We start from the raw sequence: 24,018 nt of genomic DNA, 5'->3' as shown, positions 1-24,018 counted from the left end.
GCACCGGACCAGCACTTCCGGCGCCTAGAATGGTGCCGAGCAAACCAGCCGAACGGCATCAAAGGAACAAAGTAACAGTGGACATTCAACGGCAGATTCCTGCGTCTTTTGACCGCGTGCAGCGGAACCAGTATGGCTACAACGCCAGGCAGGTCGACGATTTCCTGCAGCGCGCACGGGTGTCATTCGAAGCTCCGTCCGCGGCCTCCCGCGCCATCAAGAGCTCGGACGTCCGCGCCGTGTCCTTCGATCCCGTGAAGGGCGGCTACGCCGCCGCCGGCGTGGACGCCGCGCTGGACCGGCTCGAAGACGCCCTCGCCCGGCGCGAGCGCGATGAGCTCGTTGCCGAACGCGGCGAGGATGCCTGGCTGCGCGAAATCGGCCGGCTCGCAGGCGTCCTGCGCGGGCGCCTGCACCGCCCGGACGGCCAGCGCTTCCGGCGCCCGTCCAAGCCCAAGGCCCGCAGTTACAACACCACCGACGTCGACGACCTCTGCCACGAGCTGATCGGCTACCTCGAGGAGGACCAGCCGCTGAGCGTGGACAACGTCCGGCGCGCCGTGTTCCGTCCCGCCGTGGGCCGGGAGGGCTACGAGGAAAGCCAGGTCGACGCATTCCTGGAGCGCGCCGTCGAGCTCATGGCGGCCATCGACTAGTCACGCCCCGCGCGGACCCACGCCTGGAGCCCCACCGGCCAACCACCCGCCCGGGTCACCGACGCCGGATCGCGACCGCCGGGTCAGCGTTGCCGGAGCCCCGCCCGGGTCAGCACGGCAGGGTCACCGTTCCGTCGCGAGCGGCCGTTCCGGAGTGTGCAGCCGCGTCATGAGCCGGGTGATGGTCCGGGGCACCCGGTTCCTGGTGGCCCGGGAAACCAGGACCGTCACGGCGAACGCGGCCGGCACCGTCCAAGCGGCGGGCTGTGCCAGCCACGACGGCGTCTGCGCAGCACCCAGCACCGAGCCGGCCACCATCGCACTGCCGCAGAGCACGCCGCCGGTCACCATGCCCGCGATAGCCCCGGCGTCCGTCAGCCCCCGCCACCAGATGCCCAGCAGCAGGACCGGGCAGATCGTGGACGCGGTAAAGGCAAACACAAGCCCCACGCTGCCGGCCAATGCCTGCGATTCGGTCATCGAGGCGATACCCAGCGGGACCAGGGCCGAGACCAGTGCTGCCAGCCGGAAGCCCCGGACACTGCCGCCGAACACGTCCTGGCTGATCACGCCGGCCAGCGAGACCACCAGGCCGGACGTCGTCGACAGGAACGCCCCGAACGCTCCGGCCACCACAAGCGCCGTCAGCAAGTCGCCGGCCACCCCGCCAATCATCCGGCCGGGCAGCAGCAGAACCAGGGCATCAGCCTGGCCGCTCCGGGCAAGGTCGGGGGCGAACGCTCGGCCGAGCATGCCGTACGCCGTCGGAAACAAGTAGAAGACGGACAGCAGGCCCAGGACAATCAGGGTGGTCCGGCGGGCGGAACGCCCGTCCGGGTTGGTGTAGAAACGGACCAGCACGTGCGGCAGCCCGAGCGTGCCAAAGAGCAGGGCCACCAGCAGCGAAATGATCTGGTAGGGGCCCGCGGGCGCCAGCGCCGTGGGGTTGGCCGTACTGGGCGGCGGTAACTCCGCCGCGGCGGAGTCCCCGCCGCCCACCACGAACAGCAGGAACACGATTGGCACCGCCAGCGCGGTGAGCTTGAGCCAGTACTGGAACGCCTGGACGAACGTGATGGAGCGCATCCCGCCGGCCACAACGGTGAAGCAGACGACTCCGACCACCGCCACCGGGCCCACCCACGCCGGCAGCCCGGTGGTGATCCGGATGGCCAGGGCAGCGCCGTGCAGCTGCGGGACGATGTAGAGCCAGCCGACCAGGACCACCACCAGGCTTGTGACGCGGCGGACGGCACGCGAATCGAGGCGCGCCTCGGTGAAGTCCGGAATCGTGTAGGCCCCGGACCGGCGCAGGGGAGCGGCGACGAACAGGAGCAGCATCAGGTAGCCGGCCGTGTACCCCACCGGATACCACAGGGCGTCGGTGCCGGAGAGCAGGATCAGCCCGGCGACCCCCAGGAAGCTGGCGGCCGAGAGGTACTCACCGCCGATCGCCGAGGCGTTCCACCACGGCTTGACCGTCCGGGACGCCACGTAGAAGTCTCCGGTGGTGCGCGAGATCCGCAGCCCGTAGAAACCGATGACTGCCGTGGCGAGCGAGACGGCGGCGAACGCCGCCACCCCGACGACGGGGTTCACGTTCCGCTCACCCGGCCCCGTGCGTGGCCGCCCGCCAGGCCGTTCACGTGGGCCCTCACCTGTCACTCACTTGTCGCCGGCGAGGTCCCGGTAGCGGGCCTCGTTCCTTGCCGCGGTCCGCACATACAGCCAGGCACTGAGACCGATCACCGGATAGATGCCGGCACCCAGCAGGACCCAGTCGAATGGCAGGCCTGCAATGGTGGAGTGCGCCAGGCCCGGGACCAGCCCCAGCACAAGCGGGAAAGCGAGCATGATCAGCAGGAATCCCAGGGCCACCACGAGGCCCAGCCGGAGCTGGGACCGGATGAGGGAGCGGACGAACAGCTGCCCGGCGTCGGATTCCTCTGCCGCCTCCTGTGAGGCCGCCGCAGAGCGCCCGCCGGTCAGGGCGGCGCTACCCGATGCGGCACTTCCCGGTGTGACACTTCCCGAAGTGACGCTGCGCGGCGCCGTGACCCGGACCCGCGTCATGCCTGCGGCCGGATACGGCTTGCTTCGAGCTTTTCCCGGACCGCCGGGAGGTGCCTGCGGCTAATGGGCAGTTCGGCCCCGGCCACGGTGACGCTGGGCCGCGCCGCGGCGAGCTTCATGTGGCTGATGTGGCCTAGGGCGGTCAGGTACGAGCGGTGGATGCGCAGGAACCCGGCGTCGGCCCACTGCTGCTCGAGGTCGGCCAGCGGAACCCTGATGAGGTAGCTGGCCTCCGCCGTGTGCAGCCGTGCATAATCGCCCTGCGCCTGAACGTACGTCACGTCCTCCCGCCGGATCATCTTGGTGGTCCCGCCCAGGTCCACGGTGATCATTTCCGGGGCCGGCGCGCCGTCCTTGAGCAGCTCGCTGATCCGGCCGATCGACTTCGCCAGCCGTTCGGCACGCACGGGTTTGAGGAGGTAGTCCACAGCCGCGAGCTCGAAGGCCTCCAGCGCGCAGTCCTCGTCCGCGGTGACGAAGACCACGGCGGGCGGGTGGGCGCTGCGGGAGATGACCCGGGCAATGTCCAGCCCGGACAGCGCCGGCATGTGGATGTCGAGGAAGATGACATCGACTTCTTCGGCCTCCAGTGCCCGCAGGGCCTCGGCGCCCGAGGAAGCGCGATGGATGGTGCCGATCCGGTCATCCCTGCCGAGCAGGAAAGCCAGTTCCTCAACGGCGGGGAGCTCGTCGTCGGCGACGAGGACGTTAATCATGCCACTAGCCTACTGCCGCGGCCATTGTGGCCGGCTCAGCCCGTCAGCCAACTGCCGCCGGGCACGACACCGCCGGGAACCGACCGGAAATCAGGCGTCGTGCCGGGGCTGGGACTTGGGGACGCGCATCGTGATCAGGGTGCCTTCGCCCGGTGCCGTCTCGATCACGAGGCCGTTATCGTCCCCGTACACCTGCCGCAGGCGGGCGTCGACGTTGCGCAATCCGACGTGGTCGCCGTCGCTGTGCCCGGCAAGGACGGAGCGGAGCTGGTCCGGGTCCATGCCCACGCCGTCGTCCTCGATCGTCACCTCCGCGAACGCCCCCGAGTCGTTCGCCGTGATGGAGATGTGCCCCGGGCCCTCCTTGGCCTCAAGGCCGTGCCGGACCGCGTTTTCCACCAGCGGCTGCAGGCTCAGGAAGGGAATCACCGTGCTCAGGACCTCCGGCGCGATCCGCAGGCTGACCTGCACGCGGTCGCCAAAGCGGGCCCGTTCCAGGAGCAGGTAGCGGTCGATGCAGCGCAGTTCCTCGGCCAGGGTAGTGAAGTCGCCGTGGCGGCGGAAGGAGTAGCGGGTGAAATCGGCGAACTCCACCACGAGCTCGCGCGCCCGGACCGGATCCGTGTTGATGAAGGAGGCGATCGCGTTCAGCGAGTTGTAAATGAAGTGCGGGCTGATCTGGGCGCGGAGGGCCCGGACTTCCGCCTCCATCAAGAGGGTGCGGGAGGCGTCGAGCTCGGCGAGTTCCACCTGGGTGGCCACCCAGTCAGCCACCTCGCCGGTGGCGCGGACCAGTCCGGCGCCGGCGGCCGGCGCGAAGGCGGCCACCACACCCACCACACGCGCGCCGGTTTTGATCGGGGCGATCACGACGGCGCGCTCCACCTCCGGCGCCAGCGTCACGCCGCCGTCGCCGGCGGCCAGGAGCTGGAGTTCGCCCGCCGGAATGACGGCGAGGTGGCCGCCGTCGAACACTTTTGACGCGAGCCCCATCAGGGCAGGTTTGAGTTCCTCGCCGGCGCCGTCCCACGCGAGCACGCCGGTTGTATCCGTGATGGCCAGGGCGTCACAGCCCAGGAGGCTGCGCAGCTGTTTGCTGGCCTTGGCCGCGCCGGCCGGGTTCAGGCCGGTCCTCAGGTGCTGGCCGGCACGGGATGCGGCATGCAGCGTCTGGTAGGTGGCCCGCTCCGCATCGGTGCCGAGATCGCGGAAGGACCGGAGGACCTTGAGTCCCACGGCGACGACGGCGGCGATCGCCAGGGCAATCACCGCGACTGCGGCGGCGGTGAGCAGGGGAGAATCCGGCATGGTGCCAGCCTACCGCCGGGGTTCCTTTCGGCGGCCGGGGGCGCCGTTTGGCGCAGCGTCGGGACCGCTGAGCGACGCAGGCCGCCGCGGCTGTGGCAGGTAACCCGCGTCACGGTGCACAGTGATTGCAGTCACATCGGCAGGATGGGTTGCAGGGTGCGTCCCACGCACACCACGGCAGCCGGTGTGGACTCACCAGTCTCAATGAGGAGGAACCGATGGGTCACGACGCCCAAGAAACGGACGCTGCGGCGGCCGTGGACTTCAAGGAAGTCCAGTCGACGGAGCAGTTCCAGGAACTGCGCAAACGTCACCGCAGCTTTGTCTTCCCGCTCTCCATTGCCTTTCTGCTCTGGTACTTCGCCTATGTCCTGCTGGCCGACTACGCGGTGGGATTCATGTCGATCAAGGTTTGGGGCAACATCAACGTCGGCCTGATCCTGGGCCTGCTGCAGTTCGTCTCCACGTTCGCGATCACCGGCTGGTACGTCAGCTATTCGAACCGCAAGCTGGACCCTATTGCCTCCGAGATCCGCCAGGAAATCGAGGGGCACGAATTCGACAAGCACGGCAACCCGGTTGGGGGGACAGCAAAATGACACTCATGGTTCCCGCAGTAAACGTTGCGGATCTCAAGGACACCACCCTGCTGAACATGGGCATCTTCGCCCTCTTCGTCGCGATCACCATGGTCATCGTGATCAGGGCCAGCCGCAACAACAAGACGGCAGCCGACTACTACGCCGCCGGACGTTCCTTCACAGGCCCGCAGAACGGCACCGCCATCGCCGGCGACTACCTCTCCGCAGCGTCCTTCCTCGGCATCACCGGAGCCATCGCCATCAACGGCTACGACGGCTTCATGTACTCCATCGGCTTCCTCGTCGCCTGGCTCGTCGCCTTGCTGCTCGTCGCCGAACTGCTCCGCAACACCGGCAAGTTCACCATGGCCGATGTCCTGTCCTTCCGGCTCAAGCAGCGCCCCGTGCGCATCGCGGCGGCCATCTCCACGCTGGCCGTCTGCTTCTTCTACCTGCTGGCCCAGATGGCCGGTGCCGGCAGCCTCATCTCGCTGCTCCTGGGCATCAGCGACTGGGGCGGACAAGCCCTGGTGATCATCGTCGTCGGCGCCTTGATGATCATGTACGTCCTGATCGGCGGCATGAAGGGCACCACCTGGGTGCAGATCATCAAGGCCATGCTCCTGATCGCCGGAGCCGCCGTCATGACCTTCTGGGTCCTCGCGATCTACGGCTTCAACCTCTCGGACCTGCTGGGCGGCGCGGTGGAAACCTCGGGCAACCCGAACCTGCTCAACCCGGGACTGCAGTACGGCAAGACTGAGACCTCCAAGATCGACTTCCTGTCCCTCGGCCTGGCCCTGGTACTCGGCACCGCAGCCCTGCCGCACGTGCTGATGCGCTTCTACACGGTTCCGACCGCAAAGGAAGCCCGAAAGTCCGTGGTGTGGTCCATCTGGCTCATCGGCATCTTCTACCTGTTCACCCTGGTCCTCGGCTACGGCGCAGCTGCGCTCGTGGGAGCCGACACCATCAAGGCCGCCCCGGGCGGCGTCAACTCGGCCGCGCCGCTGCTCGCCTTCCACCTCGGCGGTCCGCTGCTCCTGGGCTTCATCTCGGCGGTGGCCTTCGCGACCATCCTGGCCGTCGTCGCCGGCCTGACGATCACCGCGGCGGCATCCTTCGCACACGACATCTACGCCAGCGTCATCGCCAAGGGGAAGGCCGACGCCGCCACCGAGGTCAAGGTTGCCCGCCGCACCGTGGTGGTGATCGGGCTGCTGGCCATCGCCGGCGGCATCTTCGCCAACGGACAAAATGTCGCGTTCCTCGTGGCGCTCGCCTTCGCCGTGGCTGCCTCCGCCAACCTTCCGACCATCCTCTACTCGCTGTTCTGGCGCCGGTTCACCACCCAGGGAGCCCTGTGGAGCATGTACGGCGGATTGTCCGCGGCCATCATCCTGATTGCGCTCTCCCCGGTGGTTTCCGGGGCCAAAACGTCGATGATCCCCGGCGCCAACTTCGCCATCTTCCCGCTGAGCAACCCGGGCATCGTCTCCATCCCGCTCGCGTTCTTCCTGGGCTGGCTGGGCACCGTCTTGGACAAGCGGAAGGAAGACGCCACAAAGCAGGCCGAAATGGAGGTCCGTTCCCTGACCGGGGTGGGCGCCGAAAAGGCTACCAACCACTAGGAAGGCCGCACCAACAGAGAAGCTCCCGTGCAGCAGCACGGGAGCTTCTCCCATGGATGGGCGCCAGCTTGGACTGAGCTTTCCGAGGTCAGCGCTGAGGTCTCAGCCGAATGTTCACCATTTTCAGCTCGTCGTGGCCCTCGAAGCGGTAGGCCAGCTCCACGCTTTTCGTGTCGCAGTCGATCGTTCCAGCGACGTCGGCGGCGTTGGAGCCGTTGTTGGAGCTGACGTTGAGGGTTGAAAAGTTCGGTTTACAGCTGCCGTCAAGCTCCAGGCTCTGCACGCCGGCGGCGAACTCCTCCGGGGAAATCTTCCGCATGAGGGCCGGATCCAGGTACTTCTCGTAGGCGGTGCTGACCTCGCCGGCGATGATCAGCTTCGTGAAATCGTCCGCGATGCCCCGTGCCTGGTTGGTGGCTCCGCCCACCACGTTGAGCAGGACGACGACGCCGGCACTCACCAGCAGGAGCACACCGCCGACGATCCCGAGGACAATCCACAGGGCCTTGCGGCTCTTTTTCGGGGGCGGCTGGGCGGCGCCGCCGTAGTAGGGCGGCGGCTGCCCCGGCCCGCCGTAGTAAGGAGGTGCGCCGCCGCCGGGTGGCGGGTAGCTGGGTGCCGCGACGGTCGCGGGTGGTGGGTAGCTGGGTGCCGCGTAGTTGGGCACCGCGGCGTCCGCGGGGGGCCCGGGCGGCGGGGCGTAGTACGGAACGGGCGGCTGGCCGGGCGCCGGGTGGCCGGGTGCAGGCTCATGCCCGGGCTGCGGCGGTACCGGGCGGTGTGGTTCCTCGGGACTGCTCACGGTTCAAGCCTTTCCGGCAGTCCAGACAAGCCACTGCCTGTTGCTCTGGGCCGCGTGCGCGGACCCAAGGACTCAGGGGGACCCAACGGACACAGCCTAGCGCCGCGGCCGCCCACGGCACAGATGAAAAGCGGATCAGTTATCGGCGGATCCGCGCTCCAGCAGGGGCTGAATCCGGAACGGGATCAGCTCGCCCATCGCCAGTGCGGTATCGGTCCGGTCCACGCCGTCGCACGCCAGTATCTTGCCGTTGATCCGGAACAGGTCCTCGGCGTCGAGCGCCACCACCCGCAGGAGCAGATCGGCCGAGCCCGTCAGGCCGTAGCCCTCCAGGATTTCCGGAATCCCGGCGAGCTCGACGGCGAGGGGTCCGAGCTTCTGCTGCTGGACGTGGACGGAGATGAAAGCCATCAGCGGGTATCCCAGGGACACCGGGTTGATCCGCCGCTCGAAGGAGAGGAACACGTGCTTCTTCTCCAGCTGGGCCATCCTGGCCTGCACCGTATTGCGCGAGAGTCCGAGCTTCTGGGCGAGGGCAACCACGGTCCGCCGGGGGTCCCGCGCCATGGCCGAAAGCAGGCGGGTGTCAGTGCCATCCAAGGTTTGCATAATGCGCAAGATTAGCACGGTTGACGGACGCCAAACAGGGCATAATGCTCAATATTTTTGAGGGTGGTTGTACCCGATGAGCATTGTGAGTAGGGTCACAATTATCCGGGGCAACGGCGCCCGGGCGGCTGGCGCGCCGCGGGATCACGAGTCCTGCGAGTTCCGGTCAGACGACGTCAGAAGGTGCGGACAACAGTGTTTACCGACGACGCGGGCAAGGGCGGCATTGCCGCCGGGGGCCCCGGAAACAGTGAAAATTCTATGAGGCGGACGGGCGGCGACCTCGTCCAGCTCATCACCCCGGCGGGCGAGCGCATCAGCCATCCCGAGTTCGATCCCTGGCTCCAGGACGTCAGCGATGAGCAGCTCTGCGCGCTCTATGAGGACATGGTGGTCATCCGCCGGATCGATGCCGAAGCCACGGCCCTCCAGCGGCAGGGCGAACTGGCACTGTGGCCGCCACTGCTCGGCCAGGAAGCATCCCAGATCGGCTCGGCCCGCGCCCTCCGCGAGGACGACTTTGTCTTCCCCAGCTACCGCGACAACGGCGTCGCCTACTGCCGGGGAGTGAAGCCGGAGGACCTCGTCCGTGCCTGGCGGGGCAACGCCTCCGCCGGCTGGGACCCGTTCACCGTCAACGTTGCTACCCAGCAGATCATCATCGGCGCGCAGAGCCTGCACGCCACGGGCTACGCCATGGGCATCCAGAACGACGGTGCCGACTGCGTCGCCGTGGCCTACTTCGGCGACGGCGCCACGAGCGAAGGCGACGTCAACGAAGCCATGGTCTTCGCCGCGAGCTTCCAGGCGCCTGTCGTCTTCATCTGCCAGAACAACCACTGGGCCATTTCCGAACCCGTCCGGCTGCAGTCCCACATCCAGCTCGCGGACCGCGCCTCAGGCTTCGGCATCCCCAGCATGCGGGTAGACGGCAACGATGTCCTCGCCGTCATGGCAGCCACCCGCATTGCCCTGGACCGTGCCCGGCGCGGCGGCGGCCCCACCTTCATCGAGGCCGTGACCTACCGGATGGGCCCGCACACGACGGCGGACGACCCCACCCGCTACCGGGATGCCAACGAACTCGAGGACTGGGCCGCCAAGGACCCGATCAGCCGGATGAAGTCGCTGCTCGAGCGCAAGGGACTGCTGACCGCGGACCTCGAGGCCGACGTCGCCGCGCAAGCTGACGCAGTGGCCAAGGAACTCCGGGCCGGGACCATCAACATGCCCGAGCCGCAGCCGCTGGATATCTTCAAACACGTGTACAGCACGCCCAACTCCTGGCTGGACCGCCAGCAGGAGCACTACTCCCGTTACCTGGCTTCCTTCGGCGATCCCGCAGAAGCCGCTTCTGAAGAAGGTGCACGCTGATGACGCAGATGACCTTTGCCCGAGCCATCAATTCGGGCCTGCGCAAGTCCCTCGAAAACGATCCCAAGGTGGTCCTGATGGGCGAGGACATCGGCGCCCTTGGCGGTGTCTTCCGTGTCACGGACGGGCTGCAGAAAGACTTTGGGAAGCACCGCGTCGTGGATACCCCGCTTGCCGAGTCCGGCATCATGGGCACCGCCGTCGGCCTGGCATACCGCGGCTACCGTCCGGTGGTGGAGATCCAGTTCGACGGTTTCATCTACCCGGCGTTCGACCAGATCGTCAGCCAGGTCGCCAAGATGCACTACCGCACCCAGGGCGCCGTCAAGATGCCCATCACCATCCGCGTGCCGTTCGGCGGCGGCATCGGCTCGCCGGAGCACCACTCGGAATCGCCCGAGGCCTACTTCACCCACACCTCGGGGCTGCGCGTGATCAGCGTGTCCAACCCCCAGGACGCCTACACCATGATCCAGCAGGCCATCGCCTCCGACGATCCCGTCCTGTACTTCGAGCCCAAGCGGCGCTACCACGACAAGGGCGAGGTGGACGAGAGCGTCGACCTGAGTTCTGCCTTGTCCATGGAAAAGGCCCGCGTTGTCACCGAGGGCAAGGACGTCACCCTTGTGGCCTACGGCCCGCTGGTCAAGACCGCCCGCGACGCCGCCATGGCGGCCGCCGACGAAGGCATCTCGGTTGAGGTCATCGACCTGCGCTCGCTGGCACCACTGGACTTCGCCACCCTTGAGGCCTCGGTCCGCAAGACCGGCCGTCTGGTCATCACGCACGAGGCCAGCCAGTCCGGCGGCCTCGGCGCCGAAGTCGCCGCGAGCATCACCGAGCGCTGCTTCTACCACCTCGAGGCCGCTCCCGTTCGCGTGACCGGCTTCGATGTTCCCTACCCTTACTCCAAGCTGGAAATGCACCACCTGCCGGGCCTTGACAGGATTCTCGACGGCGTCGACCGTGCCCTCGGCCGCCCCAACTCCCTCAGCGGGCTGGAAGGATGAGCGCCACTATGATCAAGGAATTCAGGCTCCCGGACCTCGGCGAGGGACTGACGGAATCGGAAATCGTCGCCTGGAAGGTCGCGGTAGGGGATACCGTCACCCTCAACCAGATCATCGCCGAGGTAGAGACGGCCAAGGCCGTCGTGGAGCTGCCCTCGCCGTTTGCCGGCGTTGTCGCGGCCCTGCATGAACAGCCCGGCACCGTTGTTGAGGTCGGGAAGCCGATCGTCTCCTTCGAGATCGAGGGCGACGACGGCGCCGCCGGTTCCGCCGGTGCCGGTGCGGACGGGGCCGCCGCCGGCAAGCGTGAGCCGAACCTCGTGGGCTATGGCGCCGTCCTGGAAGCCTCCGGCCGGCCGGCCCGCCGCGCCCGCACCTTCGCGGCCCCGGCGGCCCCTCGGGCCGTCGCGGCCGAACCGGTGGCACCAGTCCGTGCAGCCGAGCTAGTGGCACCGGTCCGTGCTGCTGGGCCGGCCGAAACCCAGCCGGTCGAAACCTCGCCGGCCGCAACCACAGCTGGCGACATGTCGCCGGGGGAGCGCCCGCGGTCCACGCCTCCGGTGCGCAAGCTGGCCAAGGATCTCGGCGTCGACCTCGAGGCCGTGACCGGTACCGGGGAGCGCGGGCTCATCACCCGCGACGATGTGCTGAACTTCGTCGGCGGCGGGGAGCTGCCCGCGGCCGCCCAGGAACCCGCCGGTGCGACGGCGCAGGCCGCAGGGCTTGTCCAGGCCCCGGGCGAGCGCGAGACCCGCACGCCGATCAAGGGCGTGCGGAAGTTCACGGCCGCCGCCATGGTGGCCAGTGCCTTCACCGCGCCGCACGTCACCGAGTTCCTGACCGTCGACGTTACGCCCACGATGGAGCTGCTGGCACGGCTCAAGGCCAGCCGCGCGTTCGCCGGGTACAAGCTCACCCCGCTGACCCTCGTGTCCAAGGCCGTGCTGATTGCGTTGCGCAACCACCCGACCCTCAACGCCCGGTGGGACGAGGCCAACCAGGAGATCATCCAGTTCAACTACGTGAACCTGGGCATCGCGGCCGCGACACCGCGGGGGCTGACCGTTCCGAACATCAAGGACGCGGACCGGATGTCCCTCATGGATCTCTCCTCCGCCCTGACGGAACTGACGGACACGGCCCGGGCCGGGAAGACAAGCCCTGAGGCGCTCTCCGGCGGCACGATCTCCATCACGAACATCGGCGTCTTCGGCATTGACGCCGGCACGCCCATCCTGAATCCGGGCGAGGCAGCCATCCTGGCCCTCGGCGCGGTCCGGAAGATGCCGTGGGAGTACAAGGACGAAGTCGCGCTGCGCCAGGTCATGACGCTCAGCCTGTCCTTCGACCACCGGCTGGTCGACGGCGAGCAGGGCTCGCGGTTCCTCCAGGACCTCGGGGCCATGCTGGCCGATCCGGGCATGGTCCTCGCGATGGTCTAGGTCCCTGCGACACAGCTGCCGGCTGCCCCGACCGAAAGGAGGGGGCGGCCGGCAGCTTCGTGGTGTGCGGGGCCGACCCGCGGACCCGGGAGGGCGCCCGGGACCGGGGAGTTGCTTAGCCGAGCGGCTCGGCGGGGGCCGGTGCCAGGAGCGCGGCCAGCGCCATGCTTTCCAGCAGCGGCCTGGCGCGGCGGACGCCGATGCGGCGTCCATGGCTGCGCACCGAGTGCGGGGTCGAATTGATCAGCCCGAACGTGGCGTGCGCGCGCATCCGCAGTTCGGCGGCCTCCGTGCCCTCGTGCAGTCCGGCCAGCACATCCACCCAGAGTTCAACATAGTTGCGCTGAAGCGTGCGGACCTCGGCCTGGTCCTCGCCGGCCAGGTTGCTGAAATCCTGGTCCTGGACCCGGATGACGTCCGGGTTGCTCAGGGCAAAGTCGACGTGGAAGGCCACCAGCCCGCCCAACGCCGCCAGATCGCCGTCGGAATCGGCCACCACCTTGCGGCCGCCGTCTAGCAGGTCCTGGCTGACACTGAGCAGCAGGGCGCCGAGGACGGCCTGCTTGCCGGCGAAGTGACGGTAGACCGCCGGTCCGCTGACGCCGGCCGCGGCCCCGAGATCCTCCAGGGAAACGCGGTTGAAGCCCTCCAGGGCAAAGAGCGCAGCGGCGGCGGACAAGAGGGCCTGCCGCCTGTTCGCCTTCGCCTGGCTGCGCTGTGTCGAGGCTGGCTGGGTTGAGGCTGCCTGGGCTGACGGAAGCTGGGCAGTCTGGCTGGGCTCGGTCACCGGCGCATCCCCTCGTTGCAAAATGATCCCTGTGTTGGACATCACAGTTAATAGAGACTAACCTAAAACTCAGTTATGCGGTACTAACCGAAATAGTCGGGCGGCCTGAGTTGCCGCTCCGGCGCGCAAGTCCGCGCAGGTCAGGGAACGGAAGCAGTCAATGGAGACAATCGCCAGCCGGGTGGATGCGACGAGCACCGCCTACGCCGCGAACCGGGAGGCCCAACTGGGGCTGGCCGGCGAGCTGAGGGAACGGCTCGCCACCGCCGCGCTGGGCGGGCCCGCGAAGTCCCGGGAACGCCACGTGGCGCGCGGCAAGCTCCTGCCGCGCGAGCGCATTGACCAGCTGCTCGACGACGGCAGCCCCTTCCTGGAGATCGCCCCGCTGGCCGCGGACGGCATGTACGACGGCGACTCGCCCGGTGCAGGCGTCATTGCCGGCATCGGGCTGGTGCACGGCCGCCAGGTGCTGGTTATTTCCAACGACGCCACAGTCAAGGGCGGCACCTATTATCCGATGACGGTGAAGAAGCACCTCCGCGCGCAGGAAATCGCGCTGGAGAACCGGCTGCCCTGCATCTACCTCGTGGACTCCGGCGGGGCGTTCCTGCCCAAGCAGGACGAGGTCTTCCCGGACAAGGAACACTTCGGCCGGATCTTCTTCAACCAGGCGAGGATGTCCGCGGCGAAGATCCCACAGATCGCGTCCGTGATGGGCTCCTGCACCGCGGGCGGCGCGTACGTTCCGGCGATGAGCGACGAGACCGTGATTGTCCGCAACCAGGGCACCATCTTCCTGGGCGGCCCGCCGCTGGTGAAGGCCGCGATCGGCGAAATCGTCACGGCGGAGGAACTCGGCGGCGGCGACGTGCACTCGAAGATTTCCGGGGTCACGGACCACCTGGCCGAGAACGATGAGCATGCCCTCCAGATCGTCCGGGACATCGTCTCCACCCTGCCGAAGCCTGCCGCGCCCGTCTGGGACGTGGACACCGCCGTCRAGCCCGTTGCCGACCCGGACGAGCTCTACGGTGCCGTGCCCACGGACGTCAACGCCCAGTACGACGTGCGTGAGGTCATCGCCCGGCTGGTCGACGGCAGCCGGTTCCACGAGTTCAAGAAGAACTACGGCACCACCCTGGTCACGGGCTTCGCCAAGCTGCACGGCCACCCCGTGGGCATCGTGGCGAACAACGGCGTGCTGTTCAGCGAGTCCTCCCTCAAGGGAGCGCACTTCATCGAACTGTGCGACCAGCGCGGGATCCCGCTGATCTTCCTGCAGAACCTCTCCGGCTTCATGGTCGGCAAGGACTACGAGCAGGGCGGCATCGCCAAGAACGGCGCCAAGATGGTCACCGCCGTCGCCACCGCCCGCGTGCCCAAGCTGACCGTCGTGATCGGCGGATCCTTTGGCGCCGGGAACTACTCGATGTGCGGGCGCGCCTACTCCCCGCGCTTCCTGTGGATGTGGCCGGCGTCGCGGATCTCCGTGATGGGCGGCAACCAGGCCTCCAGCGTGCTCGCCACCGTGAAGCGGGACCAGTACGAGGCCCGCGGCGAGGAATGGTCCGCCGCGGACGAGGAAGCCTTCAAAGCCCCCATCAAAGCCCAGTACGAGGACCAGGGCAGCCCCTACTATTCCACCGCCCGCCTCTGGGACGACGGCGTGATCGACCCCGCGGACACCCGCACCGTCCTGGGACTGGCGCTCGACGTCGTCTCCCGCACCCCGCTGCCGGAGACCTCCTTCGGCCTCTTCCGGATGTGAGCCAGCCATGAATCTTTCTTCGCCGACCATCTCTTCGCCCGCCACGCCTTCCGTGGCCGCCCCTCCAGCCACCTCCACAACCGGCACCCCGTTGTTCGGCACCGTGCTCGTCGCCAACCGTGGCGAGATCGCCTGCCGCGTCATCCGGACCCTGCGCGCCCTCGGCATCCGTTCGGTCGCCGTCTATTCCGACGCCGACGCCGGCGCGCGGCACGTGCGGGAAGCCGACGTGGCGGTCCGGATCGGCCCCGCAGCGGCCACCGAGAGCTACCTCAAGATCGAGGCCATCATCCAGGCCTGCCGCGACACCGGCGCCGAGGCCGTGCACCCGGGTTACGGCTTCCTGAGCGAGAACGTCGACTTCGCCCGTGCCCTCGAAGCCGCCGGGATCACGTTCATCGGCCCCGGCGTCGAGTCCCTCAACGTCATGGGCGACAAGATCCGCTCCAAGAACCACGTCACCGGCTACGGCGTCCCCGTGGTGCCGGGCATCGCTGAACCCGGCATGAGTGACGCGCAGCTGATCGAGGCCGCGGCCGGCGTCGGGTTCCCGCTGCTGATCAAGCCTTCCGCCGGCGGCGGCGGGAAGGGCATGCACATCGTCGAGCGCGCCGAGGACCTGGAAGCCACCCTGGCCACCGCACGGCGGGTCGCCGCGAGTGCGTTCGGCGACGACACCTTGTTCCTGGAACGGCTCGTGCTCACGCCGCGGCACATCGAGGTCCAGATCCTGGCGGACAACCACGGCAACGTCATCCACCTGGGGGAGCGCGAGTGCTCGCTGCAGCGCCGCCACCAGAAGGTCATCGAGGAAGCACCGTCCCCGCTGCTGGAATCCCTGCCCGACGGAGCGGAGATCCGCGCCCGGATCGGCGAGGCCGCCTGCCAGGCCGCGCGCAGCGTCCACTACTCCGGCGCCGGGACCGTGGAATTCCTGGTCTCGGACGCCGCCCCGGACGAGTTCTTCTTCATGGAGATGAACACCCGCCTGCAGGTCGAACACCCGGTCACCGAGATGGTCACCGGCATTGACCTCGTCGAATGGCAGGTGCGCATCGCCGCCGGCGAGGAACTCACGGTGACCCAGGCCGACGTCGTCCTGACCGGCCACTCGGTGGAGGCACGCGTCTACGCCGAGGTGCCGGAGAAGAACTTCCTGCCGTCCGGCGGTGAAGTGCTGCTGCTGGACGAATTGCCCGGCCCGGCCCAGCGCCCGAGTGCTCCGGCCCGCAACGAAGTCGAAACGGCCCACGGCCGCGTCCGGGTGGACTCCGCCCTCCTCCACGGACTCGAGATCTCCTCCAGCTACGATCCGATGATTTCCAAGGTCATTGCCTGGGGCCAAGACCGAACGACTGCCCTCGATACCTTGGACGAGGCGCTCGCCGGGTACACAGTGCTGGGCATCGATACCAATGTTGAATATCTCCGGCTGCTGGTCAACGACGCCGACGTCCGCGCCGGCCGGCTCGACACCGGCCTGATCGAACGCAAGATGCCGGAATTCAGCTTCCGGCGGGTGGGCGACAGCGAACTTGTGGTCGCCGCACTGTACGCCTCGGCCATGGCGGAGGAAGCCAAGCAGGAGGAGCGTGAAGGCAGCCCGTGGCAGCGCCGCGACGGCTGGCGGATCGGTGCGCCGGCGCCGCTCCGGATCAGCCTGGGAACCCCCGACGGGGGCGTCGCCACAGTGGAGGTGAGGGGCCCGGTCGCGGGGGAGCAAGTCACTGTAAGCGTTAACGGAGGTCCGCAGCTCACAGCCTTCATGGAGTTCACCGCGCGGGATCGCCCGGTGCTCACCCTCGAGGGCGAGACCAGCAGTTATGCACTTGCACCCGTTCGCACCGGGCGTCCCGCCCAGAGCTGGATGGTTCCCGATCCCCGCGTCCTGTCGGAAATCTTCCTCGGCAGCAAGGGCTGGTCCTGCCGCCTTGAGGTGCTCACCCGGGAGACCCGGCTCGCCCGGGTGCTGGCGGCGATCGAACGCGAGGAAGGCGCCGCCGACCCGGCGGTGCGCTCGCCGATGCCCGGCACCGTGGTGTCCGTGTCCGTCGGCAACGGCGACACCGTGGAGGCCGGCCAGGTCCTGCTCTCGGTGGAAGCCATGAAGATGGAGCACCAGCTCGTGGCGCCCCTGGACGGAACCGTCCACATCAGCGTCGGCTCCGGCGACCTCGTCAAGGCCGACCAGGTGCTGGCGACGATCCACCCCGCCGTCCCGACGGAGCCCTCGAAAGCCGAGGACACGATCGAGGAAGCCGTCATCGCGATGGGCGCCGCCGAATGACCGCACCCTACTGACACCACCGCCCTCACCCCGGCTGACCAACCACAGCGCAGCCAACACCCCTTTTCACCAGACCACAGATGTACCTCAGAAACAGGAGTCACCCCATGGCAGATTTTGAACTCAGCGAGGACTACCAGATCCTTAGCGACACCGTCCGCGAATTCGCCGACGAAGTGGTGGCCCCTGTCTCCGCCAAGCACGACGAAGAGCACAGCTTCCCCTACGAGGTCGTCTCCCAGATGGCGGACATGGGCCTGTTCGGCCTGCCGTTCCCGGAAGAGTTCGGCGGCATGGGCGGGGACTACTTCGCCCTGGCCCTGGCCCTGGAACAGCTCGGCCGGGTGGACCAGTCTGTCGCGATCACCCTCGAGGCCGGCGTCTCGCTCGGTGCGATGCCGATCCACCGCTTCGGCAACGAGGCGCAGAAGCAGGAATGGCTGCCGCTGCTGGCCTCCGGCAAGGCGCTCGCCGGCTTCGGCCTGACCGAGCCCGAGGCAGGCTCGGACGCCGGCGGGACGAAGACCACAGCCAAACTGGGCGGCGGAGAGTGGGTCATCAACGGCAACAAGGAGTTCATCACCAACTCCGGCACCGACATCACCAGGCTCGTCACCGTCACCGCGGTCACCGGCCAGGAGGAACGCGCGGACGGCAGCATCAAGAAGGAAATCTCCACCATCCTGGTGCCCACCAACACTCCGGGCTTCACCGCGGAAAAGGCCTACAACAAGGTCGGCTGGAACGCCTCGGACACCCACCCGCTGACATTCAACAACGTCCACGTCCCCGAGGAGAACCTCCTCGGCACCCAGGGCCGCGGCTACGCCAACTTCCTCTCCATCCTGGACGAAGGCCGGATCGCGATCGCGGCCCTGGCCGTCGGTGCGGCCCAGGGCTGCGTGGACCAGTCCGTGAAATACGCCAAGGAACGCAGCGCGTTCGGGCAGAACATCGGCAAATACCAGGCCATCGCATTCAAGATCGCCCGGATGGAAGCCCGCGCCCACACGGCCCGCCTGGCCTACTACGACGCGGCCGCCCGGATGCTTGCCGGCAAGCCGTTCAAGACGCAGGCGGCCATCGCTAAGATGGTCGCAGGCGAGGCAGCCATGGACAACGCGCGGGACGCCACCCAGGTGTTCGGCGGCTATGGCTTCATCAACGAATTCACCGTGGCGCGCCACTACCGCGACTCCAAGATCCTTGAAGTCGGCGAGGGCACCACGGAGGTCCAGCTGATGCTGATCGCCCGCGAACTGGGACTGTAGCCGGCCGGAAGGATCACCGATGATCAACAAAGTTGTTGCCAGCGCCGCCGAGGCTGTCGCGGACATCCACGACGGCGCCTCGCTCGCCGTCGGCGGGTTCGGGCTGTGCGGCATTCCCGTGACGCTGATCGAGGCCCTGCATGAGCGCGGTGCCACGGACCTGGAAACCGTCAGCAACAACTGCGGCGTCGACGACTGGGGCCTCGGGATCCTGCTCAAGGACGGCCGGATCCGGCGCACCATCAGCTCCTACGTGGGGGAGAACAAGGAGTTCGCCCGGCAATACCTTTCCGGCGAGCTGGAGGTGGTCCTCACCCCGCAGGGCACGCTGGCCGAAAAGCTGCGCGCCGGCGGCGCGGGCATCCCCGCGTTCTACACCCCGGCCGGCGTCGGCACCCAGGTGTCCGACGGTGGGCTGCCGCAGAGGTACGACGCCGAGGGCAACGTCGCGATTGCCTCCGCCCCGAAGGAAGTCCGCAGCTTCCACGGCGCCGAGTACGTGCTGGAGGAATCGCTGACGCCCGACTTCGGCCTCGTGCACGCCTGGAAGGGTGACCGCCACGGCAACCTCGTCTTCCACGCCACGGCCATGAACTTCAACCCGCTGTGCGCCATGGCAGGGAAGATCACCATCGCCGAGGTCGAGGAGCTCGTGCAGCCGGGGGAGCTGGACCCGGAGCACGTCCACGTCCCGGGGATCTTCGTCCAGCGCGTGGTTCTCGCCCCGCAGGGCGAGAAACGCATTGAGAAGCGGACGGTTGCGGTGGCCACCGGCGCCTCCGGCACACCAAAACTGTCGCCGGAGCAGGCAGGAGCCTAGCCGTGGAAACGAACAAAGCCGCAGAGGCCCCGCCCCGTCCCGAGGCCGTGCGCCACGAATACCGGCGCTCCGCCGTCGAACACGCCGCCGGTGCTGAGGGCAAGGGCTGGACCCGCAATGAACTCGCGGCCCGCGTTGCGCAGGAACTGCACAACGGCCAGTACGTCAACCTCGGCATCGGCATGCCGACGCTGATACCCAACTACATTCCGGCCGGCGTCGAGGTGGTGCTGCATTCGGAGAACGGCATCCTTGGCGTTGGGCCGTACCCGGCCGAGGATGAAGTCGACCCGGACCTGATCAATGCCGGCAAGGAAACCGTCACGGTCAACAAGGGCGCGGCGTTCTTCGATTCCGCCGCCTCCTTCGGCATGATCCGGGGCGGCCACGTCGACGTGGCCGTGCTCGGCGCCATGGAGGTCGCCGTCAACGGCGACCTCGCCAACTGGATGATCCCGGGCAAGATGGTCAAGGGCATGGGCGGCGCGATGGACCTGGTATTCGGGGCCAAGAAGGTGATCGTGATGATGGATCACGTGGACCGCAACGGCAAGCCGAAAATCGTGGAAACCTGCACGCTGCCGTTGACCGGCAAAGGCTGCGTGGACCGGATCATCACCGACCTCGCCGTGATCGACGTCGTGACCGAGGGCGGGAAGTCCCGGCTGGTGCTGCGCGAACTGGCGCCGAACGTGTCCGTGGAGGACGTCGTGGCGGCCACCGGAGCCGAACTCTTTGAGGAAGACCAGGAACTGACCGTATGAGTGATGCAGGCACGACTTCACCGGGCACAGGCGCGCACCCGGGTACCGGCACCCCCCGGGTGATTGAGCAGCGCGGCCTCTATTTCGATGAGCTGGAGGAGGGCGTGGTCTACGCCCACCGGCCGGGCCGGACGGTCACGGAGACGGATAACGTCCTGTTCACTACCATGACCATGAACACCCAGGCCCTGCACCTCGACGCGGCCTGGAGCGCCGGGCAGCCCTTCGGCCAGCGGCTGATGAATTCGATGTTCACCCTGGCCACCGTGGTGGGCCAGTCCGTGCCGCAGCTGACCCAGGGCACCATCATCGCCCAGCTCGGCCTGACGGATGTGTCTTTTCCGCACCCGCTGTACCACGGGGACACCCTGTACACGGAGACGGTGGTGACCGGGAAGAGGCTGTCCGCGTCCCGGCCGGGGCAGGGCATCGTGACCATGCAGCACACCGGACGGAACCAGCACGGGGACGTGGTGGCGCTCGCCGCCCGCAGTTGCCTGATGTGGACACGCGAGGCCCACGCCGCTGCCGAGCTGGAAGCGGCGCGAAAGGGGAGAATAGAGACATGAGTTTCCTGATGGGCCCTGCCCTGCTGTTCTGCCCCGCCGACCGCCCCGAGCGGTACCAGAAAGCCTCGGAACGCGCCGATACCGTGATCGTGGACCTTGAGGACGCCGTCGCCCCTGCCGACAAGCAGCGGGCCCGCGGTGCCATCCTTGCCCAGCTCGGCGCCACCGGCGACGTCCCGGAACTGGATCCGTCCCGCACGATCGTCCGGGTCAACCCGGCCGGCACGGACGAGTTCGAGAAGGACCTGCACTGCCTCAAGCACACGCCTTACCGGCACATCATGCTGGCCAAGGCGGAGAGCGCTGCCCAGCTGAGGGAACTCGAGGGCTACAGCGTAATTGCCCTCTGCGAGACGGCCGCCGGCGTCCTCAACGCCGCCGCCATCGCCGCCGAGCCCAATGTGGTGGCCCTGATGTGGGGTGCGGAGGACCTGCTGGCATCGCTTGGCGGAACCTCGAGCCGGGCGGAGGACGGCAGCTACCGGGCCGTCGCGCTGCACGCCCGTTCCAGCGTGCTGCTGGCCGCCGGCGCCTTCGGCAAGGACGCGATCGACGCCGTCTACGTCAACATCCCGGATCTGGCCGGTCTGGCCCTCGAATCCCGTGACGCGGTGGCGTCCGGATTCTCGTCCAAGGCCTGCATCCATCCGGACCAGGTGGCCGTCGTCCGCGAAGCCTACGCACCCTCCGAGGCAGACGTCTCGGCAGCCGCGGAGCTGCTCGATGCCGCCTCCGCAGCCGGCTCGGGCGTCTTCCAGTTCAAGGGCAAGATGGTCGACGGGCCCATCCTCAAGCACGCCGCGTCCACACTGCGCCGCGCTGGCCGCGTCGGGTCCTGACCGAGGGCCGGCTACCCACCGACACGTGCCCACCAACGTGCGCCTGGGTGAAACTCGCCGACTAGCCTCAGATGGCCGGATTGACTGGGCCTATTGCGGCCATCTGCGTCGAATGGGTGTGGCTCTGAATCCTCGGCCAGTCGCCGCCGACCGTGCCCCGCATTTGTGCCACGTGTCCCGGGCTGCCCCAAGAACTGGACATGCTCAGTGTGGCCTTCATGAACTGGACATGCTCAATGCTGCCCCAAGAACGAGACATGCTCAGCGGCGCCAGAGGTAGCGGTTCTCCGGCCGGCCCGCGGCTCCGTAGCGGGGCGTCAGCCGGGCATGGCCGTGAACTACGAGGTACTCGAGGTAGCGGCGGGCGCTGACCCGGGACAGGCCCAGTTGCAGCGCCAGGCCGGCCGCGGAGACGTCCTCCGGACTGGCCTTCAGTGCCTCGATGACCGCGTCCAGGGTGGGGCGCGACAGTCCCTTGGGCAGCCGTACGGCGGCCTGGTCTGGCTGGGCGGACTGACCCGCCGGGGTTTCCGCCACCGCGGACCGGCGGGAGGGAGCCACCAGACGGTCGATGCTCGCCTGGTCAAGCGGTCCGGAAGCGCCGGAGGCCAGATCGTCCCGCAGCATGACGTACTCGTCGAGCCGTTCGTTCAATGCCTGTGAGGAGAAGGGCTTGACCAGGTAGTGCAGCACCCCGCCGGCCATCGCGCCGCGGACCGTGTCAAGCTCCCTGGACGCGGTGATCACGAGGACATCCACGGGCCGCCGGCGCGCGCGCAGCCGCTGCAGGACGTCCAGGCCGGACATGTCCGGCAGATGGATGTCCAGCAACACCAGCTCCGGGCCCAGCTCCGCGGCCAGATCGATGCCCTGCTGCCCGGTGTGGGCCATGGCCACGACGTCGAATCCGCCGCGTGCCAGCAGGAACCCGTGATGGATCCCGGCCACTGCTACGTCATCGTCAATGATGAGGGTGCGTATGGCGCTCATTGGTTTTGTAGTTCCGCCTCTTTTGTCCTGAGCACTACCGAGAAGCAGGCTCCGCCCAACGCCGATGAGGATACTGCCGCCCGGCCTCCGCGCCGGAGGGCAACCCGCTGGACCAGGGCCAGCCCAAACCCGCGGCTGTTGATTCCCTCGGACTCCTTGCTGGTCACGCCGGGCTCGAACACTTTAGCGCGTTCAGGAACCGGGACGCCGGGTCCGTCGTCCTCCACCACGATGGTCCGCCCGCCGTCGGCGCTCTCGCCCAGCCGGATGGCAACAGTGCTGTCGTAACCCGCAGCGTCCACAGCGTTGTCGATCAGGTTGCCCAGCACCGTGATGACGTCGCCCGAGTCATCAACCGAGCACAGCGAATCCGGGCTGACGATGATCTCGATGCCGCGCTCGGCGCAGACCGTGGACTTGGCGATCAGCAGAGCCTGGACCCCGTGGTCGGTGATTCCGGCCGCCAGCGGCCGGTTCGCGAAGACGGCGTCGTTGTGGCTGCGGCCCAGGTATTCGATGGCTTTGTCCTGCTTTCCGAGCTCCAGCAGCCCGGAGATGACGTGCAGTTTGTTGGCAAATTCGTGCGCCTGGGCGCGGAGTGCCTGCGTCACGTCCACGGCGCCGTCGCGGTCACGCAGGACGGTGTGGAGCTCGGTTCGGTCGCGCAGGATCAGCACCTTGCCGACTTCGCGGCCGTCGACGGTGGCCGCATTGACCTTGCCCAGCAGGATCCGTTCACCCGAGAGCACCAGTTCCTCCGTGGCGGACCCGGCCGAGAGCAATCGGAGGACCGCCGGTTCCAGGCTTGCCGCTGCAGGGGTCCCGGTGATGTCCCCTGCCAGGGCGAGCAGGCGGCGTGCCTCATCGTTGACCAGCGCGACCCTGCCGTCGGCGTCCACCGCCACCAGTCCTTCACCCAGGCCGTGGAGCATGGCGTCGCGCGTTTCCAGCAGGGCAGCGATGTCCTCGGGCTCGAGTTTGTAGATCCGCCGCCACACCAGTTTCGAGACATACATCGCGCCCAGCGAACTCAGCAGCGCCGCCCCGAGCAGCCAGCCGAACAGCTGCGGCATGTCCTCATGGAGGTCGGCGGCCAGGGTGCTCTCCAGCACTCCCACGGATGCGGAGCCGATCACGGCGCCGGCCGCATCGAAGATGGGAACCTTCACCCGCCAGGACTCACCGAGCGTGCCCGTCTGGGTACCCACATAGATCTCCCCGGACAGCGGCACGGACGGATCGGTGGAGACCGGCCGGCCGATTTCCGCCGGATTGGGGTGCGACTGCCGGACCCCGTGCCGGTCCGTCACCACCACATAGGTGACGTTGGATGCCTGCCGGATGACTTCCGCGATCGGCTGGATGGTCTGCGCCGGCGACCATGTGCCGAACGCGTTGATGACCGAGGGCAGCTGGGCAACACTCTCGGCGACGCCGATCAGCCGGCCCTTGTAGGCGTCACGGAGCTGTTGTTCCTGCATCCGGATGGTCACGGCCCCCACCACCGTGAGGACAGCCAGCACGATGCCCAGTTGCAATGCGACCAGCTGGAACCGAAGGGGAATCCTGTGGAACATGTCACAAGTTTCCCATTGGGGGCGCAGTCCGCCCGCCAAAAAGACGGCCGGGGCCGTGACCAATATGACCACTACTACCTCTACGGCCAAATGCTGTTGCGGTTCGGCGGGCGCTCCTAGGGTCAGTGACGTGATTCCAATGAT

General features: G+C 67.9%; 22 protein-coding genes. 13 read left to right on the top strand and 9 right to left on the bottom strand.

Annotated features, from left to right (window positions below; all coding sequences use genetic code 11):
* Positions 1-29 precede the first annotated feature (29 nt).
* The gene (locus AC1DZV_RS03205) at positions 30-656 is read left to right on the top strand and encodes a DivIVA domain-containing protein (protein ID WP_243179628.1); all 627 of its coding nucleotides are present in this window, start codon (positions 30-32) and stop codon (positions 654-656) included.
* 123 nt (positions 657-779) lie between these two features.
* On the opposite strand, the gene AC1DZV_RS03200 is transcribed toward AC1DZV_RS03205, so the two are convergent.
* From AC1DZV_RS03200 to AC1DZV_RS03185, 4 genes are all read right to left on the bottom strand, one after another.
* On the bottom strand, positions 780-2,255 hold the full coding sequence (locus AC1DZV_RS03200) for a sodium/solute symporter (RefSeq protein WP_476950565.1): 1,476 nt from the start codon (positions 2,253-2,255) through the stop codon (positions 780-782).
* Between the two features lie 66 nt (positions 2,256-2,321).
* Positions 2,322-2,729, bottom strand: a complete 408-nt coding sequence (locus tag AC1DZV_RS03195; protein ID WP_243179626.1) for a DUF485 domain-containing protein — start codon at positions 2,727-2,729, stop codon at positions 2,322-2,324.
* A complete protein-coding gene (locus AC1DZV_RS03190) occupies positions 2,726-3,445 on the bottom strand; it encodes a LytR/AlgR family response regulator transcription factor (protein WP_223914052.1) in 720 nt (239 codons plus the stop codon). The genes AC1DZV_RS03195 and AC1DZV_RS03190 overlap by 4 nt, the downstream gene beginning before the upstream one ends.
* Positions 3,446-3,535: 90 nt before the next feature.
* On the bottom strand, positions 3,536-4,753 hold the full coding sequence (locus tag AC1DZV_RS03185) for a sensor histidine kinase (protein ID WP_476950564.1): 1,218 nt from the start codon (positions 4,751-4,753) through the stop codon (positions 3,536-3,538).
* Between the two features lie 218 nt (positions 4,754-4,971).
* On the opposite strand from AC1DZV_RS03185, the gene AC1DZV_RS03180 reads away from it, so the two are divergent.
* Positions 4,972-5,352, top strand: coding sequence for a DUF485 domain-containing protein (locus AC1DZV_RS03180; protein ID WP_028278131.1), 381 nt, complete (start codon positions 4,972-4,974; stop codon positions 5,350-5,352).
* Positions 5,349-6,965, top strand: a complete 1,617-nt coding sequence (locus AC1DZV_RS03175) for a solute symporter family protein (protein WP_028278130.1) — start codon at positions 5,349-5,351, stop codon at positions 6,963-6,965. The genes AC1DZV_RS03180 and AC1DZV_RS03175 overlap by 4 nt, the downstream gene beginning before the upstream one ends.
* 88 nt (positions 6,966-7,053) lie before the next feature.
* On the opposite strand, the gene AC1DZV_RS03170 is transcribed toward AC1DZV_RS03175, so the two are convergent.
* Both AC1DZV_RS03170 and AC1DZV_RS03165 read right to left on the bottom strand, forming a co-directional pair.
* Positions 7,054-7,767: a hypothetical protein gene (locus AC1DZV_RS03170; RefSeq protein WP_476952955.1), complete on the bottom strand. Its 714-nt coding sequence runs from the start codon at positions 7,765-7,767 to the stop codon at positions 7,054-7,056.
* Between the two features lie 135 nt (positions 7,768-7,902).
* Positions 7,903-8,376 (bottom strand): Lrp/AsnC family transcriptional regulator, encoded by a 474-nt coding sequence (locus AC1DZV_RS03165; protein ID WP_026266622.1) that lies wholly within the window; start codon positions 8,374-8,376, stop codon positions 7,903-7,905.
* A gap of 195 nt (positions 8,377-8,571) precedes the next feature.
* Here AC1DZV_RS03165 and pdhA point away from each other — a divergent pair, with 195 nt between their 5' ends.
* From pdhA to AC1DZV_RS03150, 3 genes are read left to right on the top strand one after another with little or no spacing between them, the layout of a single operon-like run.
* A complete protein-coding gene (gene pdhA / locus AC1DZV_RS03160) occupies positions 8,572-9,750 on the top strand; it encodes a pyruvate dehydrogenase (acetyl-transferring) E1 component subunit alpha (RefSeq protein WP_028278128.1) in 1,179 nt (392 codons plus the stop codon).
* On the top strand, positions 9,750-10,760 hold the full coding sequence (locus tag AC1DZV_RS03155; protein ID WP_476952954.1) for an alpha-ketoacid dehydrogenase subunit beta: 1,011 nt from the start codon (positions 9,750-9,752) through the stop codon (positions 10,758-10,760). The genes pdhA and AC1DZV_RS03155 overlap by 1 nt, the downstream gene beginning before the upstream one ends.
* On the top strand, positions 10,757-12,202 hold the full coding sequence (locus AC1DZV_RS03150) for a dihydrolipoamide acetyltransferase family protein (protein ID WP_476952953.1): 1,446 nt from the start codon (positions 10,757-10,759) through the stop codon (positions 12,200-12,202). Before AC1DZV_RS03155 ends, AC1DZV_RS03150 begins: the two co-directional genes overlap by 4 nt.
* A gap of 115 nt (positions 12,203-12,317) precedes the next feature.
* Here the strand turns inward: AC1DZV_RS03150 and AC1DZV_RS03145 are convergent, their stop codons facing one another.
* Positions 12,318-12,989 (bottom strand): SACE_7040 family transcriptional regulator, encoded by a 672-nt coding sequence (locus AC1DZV_RS03145; RefSeq protein ID WP_476952952.1) that lies wholly within the window; start codon positions 12,987-12,989, stop codon positions 12,318-12,320.
* Between the two features lie 160 nt (positions 12,990-13,149).
* Here AC1DZV_RS03145 and AC1DZV_RS03140 point away from each other — a divergent pair, with 160 nt between their 5' ends.
* The 7 genes from AC1DZV_RS03140 (at position 13,150) to AC1DZV_RS03110 (ending at position 21,307) form a co-directional block, all read left to right on the top strand.
* A complete protein-coding gene (locus AC1DZV_RS03140) occupies positions 13,150-14,757 on the top strand; it encodes a carboxyl transferase domain-containing protein (RefSeq protein WP_476952951.1) in 1,608 nt (535 codons plus the stop codon).
* 7 nt (positions 14,758-14,764) lie between these two features.
* Positions 14,765-17,044, top strand: a complete 2,280-nt coding sequence (locus AC1DZV_RS03135) for an acetyl/propionyl/methylcrotonyl-CoA carboxylase subunit alpha (RefSeq protein WP_476952950.1) — start codon at positions 14,765-14,767, stop codon at positions 17,042-17,044.
* Positions 17,045-17,151: 107 nt separating this feature from the next.
* Positions 17,152-18,315: an acyl-CoA dehydrogenase family protein gene (locus tag AC1DZV_RS03130; RefSeq protein WP_223914042.1), complete on the top strand. Its 1,164-nt coding sequence runs from the start codon at positions 17,152-17,154 to the stop codon at positions 18,313-18,315.
* A 19-nt stretch (positions 18,316-18,334) separates the two neighbouring features.
* Complete coding sequence (locus AC1DZV_RS03125; protein ID WP_476952949.1) at positions 18,335-19,135, top strand: CoA transferase subunit A; 801 nt, start codon at positions 18,335-18,337, stop codon at positions 19,133-19,135.
* Between the two features lie 2 nt (positions 19,136-19,137).
* On the top strand, positions 19,138-19,899 hold the full coding sequence (locus AC1DZV_RS03120; protein ID WP_028277096.1) for a CoA transferase subunit B: 762 nt from the start codon (positions 19,138-19,140) through the stop codon (positions 19,897-19,899).
* The gene (locus tag AC1DZV_RS03115) at positions 19,896-20,468 is read left to right on the top strand and encodes a MaoC family dehydratase (RefSeq protein WP_476952948.1); all 573 of its coding nucleotides are present in this window, start codon (positions 19,896-19,898) and stop codon (positions 20,466-20,468) included. Before AC1DZV_RS03120 ends, AC1DZV_RS03115 begins: the two co-directional genes overlap by 4 nt.
* Positions 20,465-21,307 (top strand): HpcH/HpaI aldolase/citrate lyase family protein, encoded by an 843-nt coding sequence (locus tag AC1DZV_RS03110; protein ID WP_476952947.1) that lies wholly within the window; start codon positions 20,465-20,467, stop codon positions 21,305-21,307. Before AC1DZV_RS03115 ends, AC1DZV_RS03110 begins: the two co-directional genes overlap by 4 nt.
* A 261-nt stretch (positions 21,308-21,568) precedes the next feature.
* On the opposite strand, the gene AC1DZV_RS03105 is transcribed toward AC1DZV_RS03110, so the two are convergent.
* Positions 21,569-22,297, bottom strand: coding sequence for a response regulator (locus AC1DZV_RS03105; protein ID WP_459384279.1), 729 nt, complete (start codon positions 22,295-22,297; stop codon positions 21,569-21,571).
* Entirely contained in the window at positions 22,294-23,874 is a 1,581-nt protein-coding gene (locus tag AC1DZV_RS03100; RefSeq protein WP_476952946.1) for an ATP-binding protein, read from the bottom strand. Before AC1DZV_RS03100 ends, AC1DZV_RS03105 begins: the two co-directional genes overlap by 4 nt.
* Positions 23,875-24,018: the final 144 nt, after the last annotated feature.

It is taken from the genome of Arthrobacter sp. P1_D12, assembly GCF_056406175.1.
This window is presented reverse-complemented; position numbering and strand designations above follow the sequence as displayed.